Annotated in this window: 3 protein-coding genes; 1 reads left to right on the plus strand and 2 read right to left on the minus strand. The window is 53.4% G+C overall.

All coding sequences use genetic code 11. From position 1 onward, the window contains the following. Positions 1-715 precede the first annotated feature (715 nt). Entirely contained in the window at positions 716-4,243 is a 3,528-nt protein-coding gene (gene nifJ, locus Q0Z94_RS10180; RefSeq protein WP_298069380.1) for a pyruvate:ferredoxin (flavodoxin) oxidoreductase, read from the plus strand. Positions 4,244-4,480: 237 nt separating this feature from the next. On the opposite strand, the gene Q0Z94_RS10185 is transcribed toward nifJ, so the two are convergent. Continuing rightward, complete coding sequence (locus tag Q0Z94_RS10185; RefSeq protein ID WP_298069382.1) at positions 4,481-7,630, minus strand: DEAD/DEAH box helicase; 3,150 nt, start codon at positions 7,628-7,630, stop codon at positions 4,481-4,483. Positions 7,631-7,739: 109 nt separating this feature from the next. Then, positions 7,740-8,480, minus strand: coding sequence for an alpha/beta hydrolase-fold protein (locus tag Q0Z94_RS10190; RefSeq protein WP_298069383.1), 741 nt, complete (start codon positions 8,478-8,480; stop codon positions 7,740-7,742). Positions 8,481-9,307 lie beyond the last annotated feature (827 nt).

Consider the following 9,307-nt stretch of genomic DNA (forward strand, 5'->3'; position numbering starts at 1 on the left):
TTGCCGCGGCCAGCCTCACCTATGCCATCATGGGCTTGATCTCCCGCGCTCACGGCTGGGAAGATTAGCACTTCATATACTTTTCCATCTCTGCGCGCACCTGACATATACCTTCTGATATTCTGCGGGACTCCCGATGTGAAGGCTGTGTTCCAACTCCTGGCTGATGTACTGCCTTTTTAAGCAGCTCATCAGTGCCAGTCCGGCATCCGCGAGCCACTGGTGTTAAACTCCTCCCCTTTAAAATATTTTCTGCTCCGCTCCACCCATGATTTTCGTGGTTAAAAAACGTGCCCTCCCCTCCTCAACCCAGAAATTTTCTCAAAACACTCTGCTCCCTCGGACGGGAACATAGTTCAGACACTCGGCAAAATTGCAGCACGTCAAGTGGTTTTCCTCTTTTTGCCGGAAAGCTGAACCGCTTCATGGTGCATCTGCTTTTTCACAGACGTTTTTTCGCCGATACAGGACTGACTTTTACCATTTTCGCCGCCGTGTGCTCTTTTTCACAAATTTACGCTTTTCACAGAAATTTCACCCTGAAATGAGTTGATTGTTTACACAAACAAGTTTATTATGCGCGCGTTACGGTTTCCGTGGGAATATTTTCGGGGAAAGCGCGGCGCTTGGCTTCCTGTTTTCGGCTGTACAGAGAGCGCTGTGCGAGCGAAGTTCCGCTCTCCCGGGCATGGTAAAATCTTTTTGAGGAGGATTTATGGCGAAACATATGAAGACGATGGACGGCAATAACGCCGCCGCATACATTGCGTATGCTCTGAGCGATGTCGCAGCCATCTACCCCATCACGCCTTCGTCCGTCATGGGCGAACTGGCCGATGAATGGTCTGCCAAGGGACAGAAGAACCTCATGGGGCAGCAGGTCGCCATTCGCGAAATGCAGTCCGAAGCCGGCGCTGCCGGCGCTGTGCACGGCTCTCTTGTTTCCGGCGCCCTGACCACCACCTTCACCGCTTCTCAGGGCCTGCTGCTGATGATTCCCAACATGTACAAGATTGCCGGCGAACTGCTTCCCGGCGTCTTCCATGTTTCGGCACGCGCTCTGGCTTCCCACGCACTCTCCATCTTCGGCGATCATCAGGACGTGATGGCCGCCCGTCAGACCGGCTTTGCCTTCCTGTGCTCCAACAACCCGCAGCAGTCCATGGATCTCGCACTGGTGGCCCATCTTGCCGCCATCGACTCCAGTGTTCCCTTCTGCCATTTCTTCGACGGCTTCCGTACCTCGCACGAAATCCGCAAGATCGAGCTGATCGACTATGAAGATATCCGCAAGGTTGTGAACTGGGATAACGTTCAGGCGTTCCGGGACAGCGCCATGAATCCCGAGCATCCCCATCAGCGCGGTACCGCCCAGAACCCCGACATCTATTTCCAGAACCGCGAAGCCTGCAACCCCTTCTACAATGACGTTCCCGGCATCGTGGTTGACGCCATGAAGCGTGTGGCCTCCATCACCGGCCGCCAGTACAAGCCCTTCGACTACTACGGAGATCCCGAGGCCGACCGCGTGGTCATCTCCATGGGTTCTTCCTGCGATGTGATGGAAGAGGTGGTAGACTACCTGAACGCTCAGGGCGAGCGCGTTGGTCTGGTGGAAGTCCATCTGTACCGTCCCTTCAGCGCCGCTCATCTGCTGAACGTTCTGCCCGCCACCGTTCAGACCGTGACCGTGCTTGACCGCACCAAGGAAGCCGGCGCTCTGGGCGAACCTTTGTACGAGGATGTCTGCACCGCCTTTGTGGAAAACGGCGATCAGATCCGCGTCTTTCCCAAGATCCTTGCCGGCCGCTACGGTCTGGGTTCCAAGGAATTTACCCCCGCCATGGCCAAGGCCGTGTTTGACAACATGCTGGTGGCCGCTCCCAAGAACCACTTCACCGTCGGCATCACCGACGATGTCACCCACCTGTCTCTTGAAGTGGGCGCCAACATCGACACCGTGCCTGCCGGCACCGTGCAGTGCAAGTTCTTCGGCCTCGGTTCCGACGGCACCGTGGGCGCAAACAAGGACGCCATCAAGATTATCGGCGACAATACGGACATGTTCGCTCAGGCGTACTTCGCCTACGACTCCAAGAAGTCCGGCGGCTTCACCGTGTCGCATCTGCGTTTTGGCAAGGCGCCCCTCAAGTCTTCCTACCTGGTGAACCGTGCCGACTTCATCGCCTGCCACAAGGACTCCTACGTCAACATGTATGACGTTCTTGACGGCATCAAGGACGGCGGCACCTTCCTGCTGAACTCCAGCTGGACGACGCTCGAAGACATGGAGCGCGAGCTGCCCGGCCATATGAAGCGCACCATCGCGGGCAAGCACCTGAAGTTCTACAACGTGGACGCCCTCAAGGTGGCCACGGAAGTGGGCCTCGGCAACCGCATCAACATGGTCACGCAGACGGCCTTCTTCAAACTGGCCAACGTTATTCCTCTTGATGAAGCCATCGACTACATCAAGAAGGCCATCAAGAAGACCTATGGCAAGAAGGGCGACGCCGTCGTCAACATGAACATCGCCGCGGTGGACAAGGCTCTCGAAGCTCTGACCGAAATCAGCTATCCCGAATCCTGGGCCGATGCTCCCGACACTGCCGCCGTCTGCCAGGACAAGGATCCCTATATCGCCAATGTCGTCCGGCCCATCCTCGCTCAGAAGGGCGATGATCTGCCCGTGTCGGCTTTCGATCCCGCCGGTGTGGTTCCCCTGAGCACCACCGCCTGCGAAAAGCGCGGTGTGGCCGTGGCCGTCCCCGAATGGGATTCCACGAAGTGCATTCAGTGCACCCGCTGCTCCGTGGCCTGCCCTCATGCCGCCATCCGTCCCATCGTGGCCGCTCCCGAAGAACTGGAGAACGCCCCCGAAACCTTCGTCACCATCGACGCAAACGGCAAGGAACTCAAGGGCTTCAAGTTCCGCATCCAGGTCTATGCTCAGGACTGCCTGGGCTGCGGCTCCTGTGCCAACGTCTGCCCCGCCAAGGGCAAGGCTCTGGTCATGAAGCCTCTGGAATCCCAGCTCGAAGCCCAGGTTGCCAACCTGAAGTTCGCCGAAGAAAACATCTCCATCAAGGACAACCTTGTGGAGCGGAGCACGCTCAAGGGCTCTCAGCTCTGCCAGCCTCTGCTGGAATTCTCCGGCGCGTGCGCTGGCTGCGGCGAAACTCCCTATGTCAAGCTCATCACTCAGCTCTTCGGCGAACGCATGATCGTGGCCAACGCCACAGGCTGTTCCTCCATCTGGGGCGGCTCTTCCCCGACCACGCCCTACTGCCAGAACAAGGACGGCTTCGGCCCTGCCTGGGGCAACTCTTTGTTTGAAGACGCCGCCGAATACGGACTCGGTATGCACGATGCCTACAAGCAGCGCCGTGCTGGTCTGGCTCTCGCCTGTCAGGAAGCTCTGGAAATCCCCGGTATCTCCGAGGAGCTCAAAACTGCCCTGCAGGGCTGGCTTGACAACATGGAAGACGCCAAGCTCTCCCGCGAATACGGCGAAGCGGTGCTCAACGAGCTGAGCGACGTGGATGAAAATCCCGCTCTGGAAAAGCTCTGGAACATGCAGGATCTCTTCACCAAGAAGTCCTTCTGGATCTTCGGCGGTGACGGCTGGGGCTACGATATCGGCTACGGCGGACTCGACCATGTCATCGCTTCCGGAGCGGATGTCAACATTCTGGTTATCGATACCGAAGTGTATTCCAACACCGGCGGTCAGGCTTCCAAGGCTACGCCTCTGGGTTCCATCGCCAAGTTCGCTGCGGCCGGCAAGCCCGTCCGCAAGAAGGATCTCGGCCGCATGGCCATGAGCTATGGCTATGTGTACGTTGCCAGCGTGAGCATGGGCGCAGACATGAATCAGGTGCTTAAGGCATTCAAGGAAGCCGAAGCCTATCACGGGCCTTCCCTGATCATCGCCTACGCTCCCTGCATCAACCAGGGTATCCGCAAGGGTATGGGACGCAGCCTCGAAGAAGCCAAGCTGGCCGTCCAGACCGGTTACTGGCCCATATACCGCTACAACCCCGCTCTTAAGGAAGAGGGTAAGAATCCCTTCATCCTTGACTACGCCAAGGCTCCCGACGGCACTCTGGAAGAATTCCTCCTGGGTGAAAACCGCTACGCTCAGCTCGAAAAGAGCAAGCCTGAACTGGCGAAGAAGCTGCGCTCTACTCTGGCCCAGCAGAACCAGGAACGCTTCGACGATCTGACGAACCTGGCCAAGTAACGCTGCGGACTCTGTTCCCCCTTTAACGATACGGGCGGCCCTCGCAAAGGAGGGCCGCCCTTTCCTTTTCTTGTCCTTCATAAAAGGCAACTGCTGTGATGACACAATTTAAGCTGTGCCTTGCTGTAACATTGGGAAAATTCTTACCTCATTGTAATTATCATAAAATGAACAAAAAAACTACATTTCTACTTCTCGGTTGCATTTATAATTGTGGTGCAAGAGTTCATTTTTACCTTATCCAACTACCAACTTATTGGTCTTTTTTAGGTATTTTGCCGGTATGGGATGATCCAGTCTCCAGATAATGTCCATTGGACGGGAACCTGTATGGCGGACATAGTTTGCCGTACCAAGGAAGGTATATGCCGCCGTGGTTTTATAGGTATAATCTTCTTTGAACTCACGCACAAACAACAACACCCGGCTGCCACGTTCCTGGTGATGGATATAGCGTTGCCCTGTGGCAGAGTTCTCGGCCGTAGTGCTCTGGCTCTGCCAGTGGAACAGTGTGCTGTTAATGGAATAATCGTTGTACATGGTAGACGGCGAGTAGTCCTTATCCGCCTTGTTAAGCGTGACAAAAAACACGTCCAATTGCTTCTCTGGCAGCCACTTTACCCCCTCACGGACGGTATCGGGGCGTAGATAGTCCAGTGCTACCAGCAGTTGGTCGCGCGTATAGGTGCAGTACACATCCAGCGGACAATCCGCAAAGCCGATGTCCGCCGGAGTGTCAATGAAATCGATGTGCTCAAAACGGTAGCGTAGCAGGTCACGCAGCTCGCTCAACAAAGTCGGACAATCGGACAGCGTGTAAAGGTTGTTCAACACTTCAGGACTATTCCAATCCTGGGCTGCATTTCCCCAGACCGTGATGTAAAACATTTGCAACATCCGCTTTTCCTGTGGTGGCAGGGCAGCAAAATTCACATTATCCAGCCGGCCGAGGATGTCCAGTAAACTGCGTATCCAGCGGCGAGAATCCGCCACCGCAAACTTGACCATTGCCTTTTGTATCGTTTCTTCCAGTGGTTCGTGGAAATCGTCAATCACATCGGCACGTGCACGCAGTCGTGAGAAAGTCGAAAAGCGGTAAAGGCTGCGGGGGTCAAGATGATAATGGTCCAGAAAATTGCCAAGTGTCAGCATTTTGCCTGTGTCATCGGTAAAGCTGGAGATGCGCGAGACCAGTCCAGCAACGTTGCCATACGAGGCACGAATGTTATCGAGAATGTATTTGGCCGCCTTTTTTTCAAGCTGCACATAACAGCCTTTTGGCAGCGAGATAAAGCCCTCCTTGATTTCCCGACTCACCTCACGAGTAGTGTTGGAGAGCAAGGCCGCGAACTTATCCTCAAAATTATACTTTTTGTTGGCCTGTCCGATGAAATCAAGCACTGTCAGGCAGTCTTTGCCTTCCGCCAGACGTAGACCGCGCCCAAGCTGCTGCAAAAAAATGGTCAGTGATTCTGTGGGCCGCAGGAACAGGACCGTATTGATCTCGGGGATGTCTACGCCCTCGTTGTAGATATCGACCACAAAAATGAACCGCACCCGTCCGGAAACAAGCTGGTCCTTGGCCACGTTTCTTTCTTCATCGGACGAGTGACCGGTCAGGCACATGGAGGGAATGTTATGCGCGTTAAAATAGTTTGCCATAAACTGTGCGTGCTTGATAGATACGCAGAAACCCAGGCCCTTCACCTCATCGATGTCGGTGACATATTTGAGCAATGATGTGATCACCCAATCAGCGCGTTGCCCGGCCACGCCACTGGAGGTGTATAGATTAGACAGCTCTGTTTTATCGTACCCTCCGGCCGACCAGCGAAGTGTACCCAGGTCAACGGTATCGGTCACACCAAAATACTGAAACGGACAGAGCAGCTTGCGGTCGATGGCTTCAGGAAGACGTATAGCGGCAGCGATTCGGTTGCCAAAATACGGCAAGATGCTCTTGCCATCCATGCGTTCCGGGGTGGCGGTCAATCCGAGCAGAATCTTGGGCTGATAGTACGCCAGCAATGTTTGATAGGATGGTGCAGCGGCATGGTGAAATTCGTCCACCACGATATAATCGTAATAGTCCGGCGTCGTTAGCTCGGTAAAAGCACGAGCGTTGAACGTCTGGATGGAGAGGAACAAATTGTCGAGACTGCCCGGCCGTAATTTGCCGACGAACAGTTCGCCAAAGTTGGCATCTTTGAGTACAGCACGAAAAGTGTGTAAGCTCTGCTGCAAGATCTCCTCGCGATGGGCGACAAACAACAAGCGGCAGGGTTTGCCTAGGTGCTGCTTACGGAAACGCTTATAATCCAGTGCCGAGATGACAGTTTTACCAGTACCGGTAGCAGCCACTACCAGATTACGCATATATCCGCGCACGGCACGCTCGGCTTCAAGTTGGTCGAGGATCTCCTGTTGATAGGAATAGGGCCTGACATCCACTGTATACAGTTGGACATTGTTGCTGTCGGTATATTTTTCGGACTTCAAAGCACGAGCCAAACGTTCGCGCTGGCCTTCGTCGTAATATTCAAATTCGCTTGCATTCCAATAGCTTTCAAAGGTCGCGGCAATTTTGTCGATGGTTTCCGGCAGATCTTTTCTGGTGACCTTAATGTTCCATTCCAAGCCGCTGGAAATAGCCACGTTGGAAAGATTCGAGGACCCAACATAAGCGGTCGTGAAGCCAGTTTTACGGTAAAAAACATAGGTCTTGGCATGTAAACGGGTCCGGTTTGTGTCATAGCTGACCTTGATTTTGGTGTTGGACAGCTGCCGCAGCTCCTCAATGGCCTTGATGTCTGTGGCGCCCATATAGGAGGTGGTAATAATGCGCAACTCGCCGCCGTTTTGGGTAAAGCTGCGTAGCTCGTCGAACAGCAGTCGCAGACCACTCCACTTGATGAAGGAGACCAGCATATCGATGCGGTCGCAGGAAACGATTTCCTTCTTCAGTTCGGTGTACATCTGTGGCTCGTGGATAGCACCGGTGAACAAAGAACTTTGGGCGATGGAGGTCTCCGGCCGCATGAGGTCCGCCTTTTCATTCAGTGTCCGGATGTTGTTTTTCCGATCCAGCAGAGCTAGCAGCTGCTCGGCACGCTCGGCCACGGTCAATGCGTCAAAATCTGCCTCCTGAGTCTCGGCCATAATGGTGGAGACAATGCGGTTGACAAGTTGCACCTGGGAATGAATATCGCCCCCCTTGTCCTTGACGTTTTGCAGCCCCTTCTCCACAATTTCCGTCACATATTTGGCCAGTACTTTGGCTGCCTCGGCCTCATCAATGCGCTCGGTCTTGCTGAGCTTATCTGTTTGGGCAAGCTCGGCGTCCAAACCTTTGTTTATGATTTGCTCATATAAACCTTTGTGGAGCATGGGAGCCTCCGAAGCCCAAATTTCAATAAAGGATCGCCTTCAATCCTTGTCGGGAGAGTTTTTCGGCGCGTTTGACAAAAAAGCGGTTCTGCTTTTCGACGCTTCCGCTTCAGAACAGAAGATTATTCAGGAAATAGGGGAACTGCTTTCTCCACCACGGCCAGTCGTGGGTAACGTCATGACCCCAGATATCGACACAGGCGCGTATTCCCTTGCAGGCAAACAGCTCCTGCACCATGCGTGTCGTGCGCTCCGACTCCTCTTCCCAGGCTCCCTGTCCGGCGCATAGAATGATGCTTCTGGCGTTATACATGGGGACGTACTGATGGTCTTCCGGCAGGTTGGAGAGGTAGTCCACAATGGAATTATCATAAAGGCGTCCGTCCATGTAGCTGCCGAAGAAATAGCGTGCGTCGTAGAAGCCGCTCAGGGCGATGACGCCGTCAAAAAGGTCAGGGCGGCGCAGGAAAGTATTCAGGGCATGAGTTGCTCCCAGACTGCATCCCGTCGTCAGGGGCGCAGCGTCACTGCCGTTAATGGCTCGGAGCCGGGGGAGAAATTCTTCCGTGATATGCCGGAACCATAATTCCTGAAGCCATGTCCGCTGAGCCGCATCTCCATGAGTCGCGTTCCAGGTCTCCCTGTCGATGGAATCAACGCAGAAAAGCTGTATTCTTCCCTGCTCAATCAGTTCGGAGACCGTATCAACCATCTGAAAATCATTAAAATCGGTACAGCGACCGCTCTGCGTGGGAAACACGACTACAGGCTTTCCGCCATGTCCGAGGACAAAGAACGGAAGTTCACGTTCAAGAATCCCGCTGTATTCCCGATAATGCCGCCCTTTCATGGTTCAGTTCTGTTCCCTGATGAATATGTGTCCGCTTACTGCAGACGGAAAAATTTTACAAAAAAAAGGAGGTCTTCTCCTCGCCTTCCGCTCCCGCACCTTCTATCCTCAATGGCCGTTATAAGCAACTCTTTTGTCAGATCTTTTCTCTCTGAAACAAAAAATAACCTCTTCTGACTTGCTGAACTCCGCTCTTTTTTTAGTCCCACAAGCTGCTGAGGGAGTGCTTTTCATCCCCTCAGACTGCCGCTTTTCAGGCGTACATCGCTTGGTGAGGGGAAACAACCGTGAGCCATGGTTAGTGCTACCCCCTTCTCTCCGGCCGCTTTCACGACTGCCTCTCCGAGGAGGGATAGCCGTTATTCGGCCGAATTATGTGAAAATTAGAACTAAACTCGCCCCTACCCAAAATCATTGCCGTTTTTTTTTTTGCTGTTCTCTTTCTCGTTGCCATCTTTGCCCCCCTACGCCATGCTTCCCGCGGTCTGTCATCAGGTCAAAACTTAAAAAATATCTAAAACCAATAAATTATCTATAAATAAACGTATTCAGGCATGTACTGTCCCCTGCTTTAACGGAACGCTTCAACAGATGAAACCGTGCAATCCGGTTTTCCGTATGTCGATTCTTTTTTTGCTTTTTCTTAAATTTTCCTCTGTCATTCTCTATGGTTAGCATAGAATTTTTCCACCAGGTTCCGACTGTTCCTCTCACCTGGCCCCTTGCGGTGCGGCAGCGAATCGAAAAAATAAAAGGCTCTGTTATAATTAGGAGTTGACACTTTCTATAAGTTTATGTTATTTAAGGCTTAACGAAAGCAAAGGAGT

The sequence above is a fragment of the uncultured Mailhella sp. genome, assembly GCF_947631555.1.
In the GTDB taxonomy this organism is placed as follows: Bacteria; Desulfobacterota; Desulfovibrionia; order Desulfovibrionales; family Desulfovibrionaceae; genus Mailhella.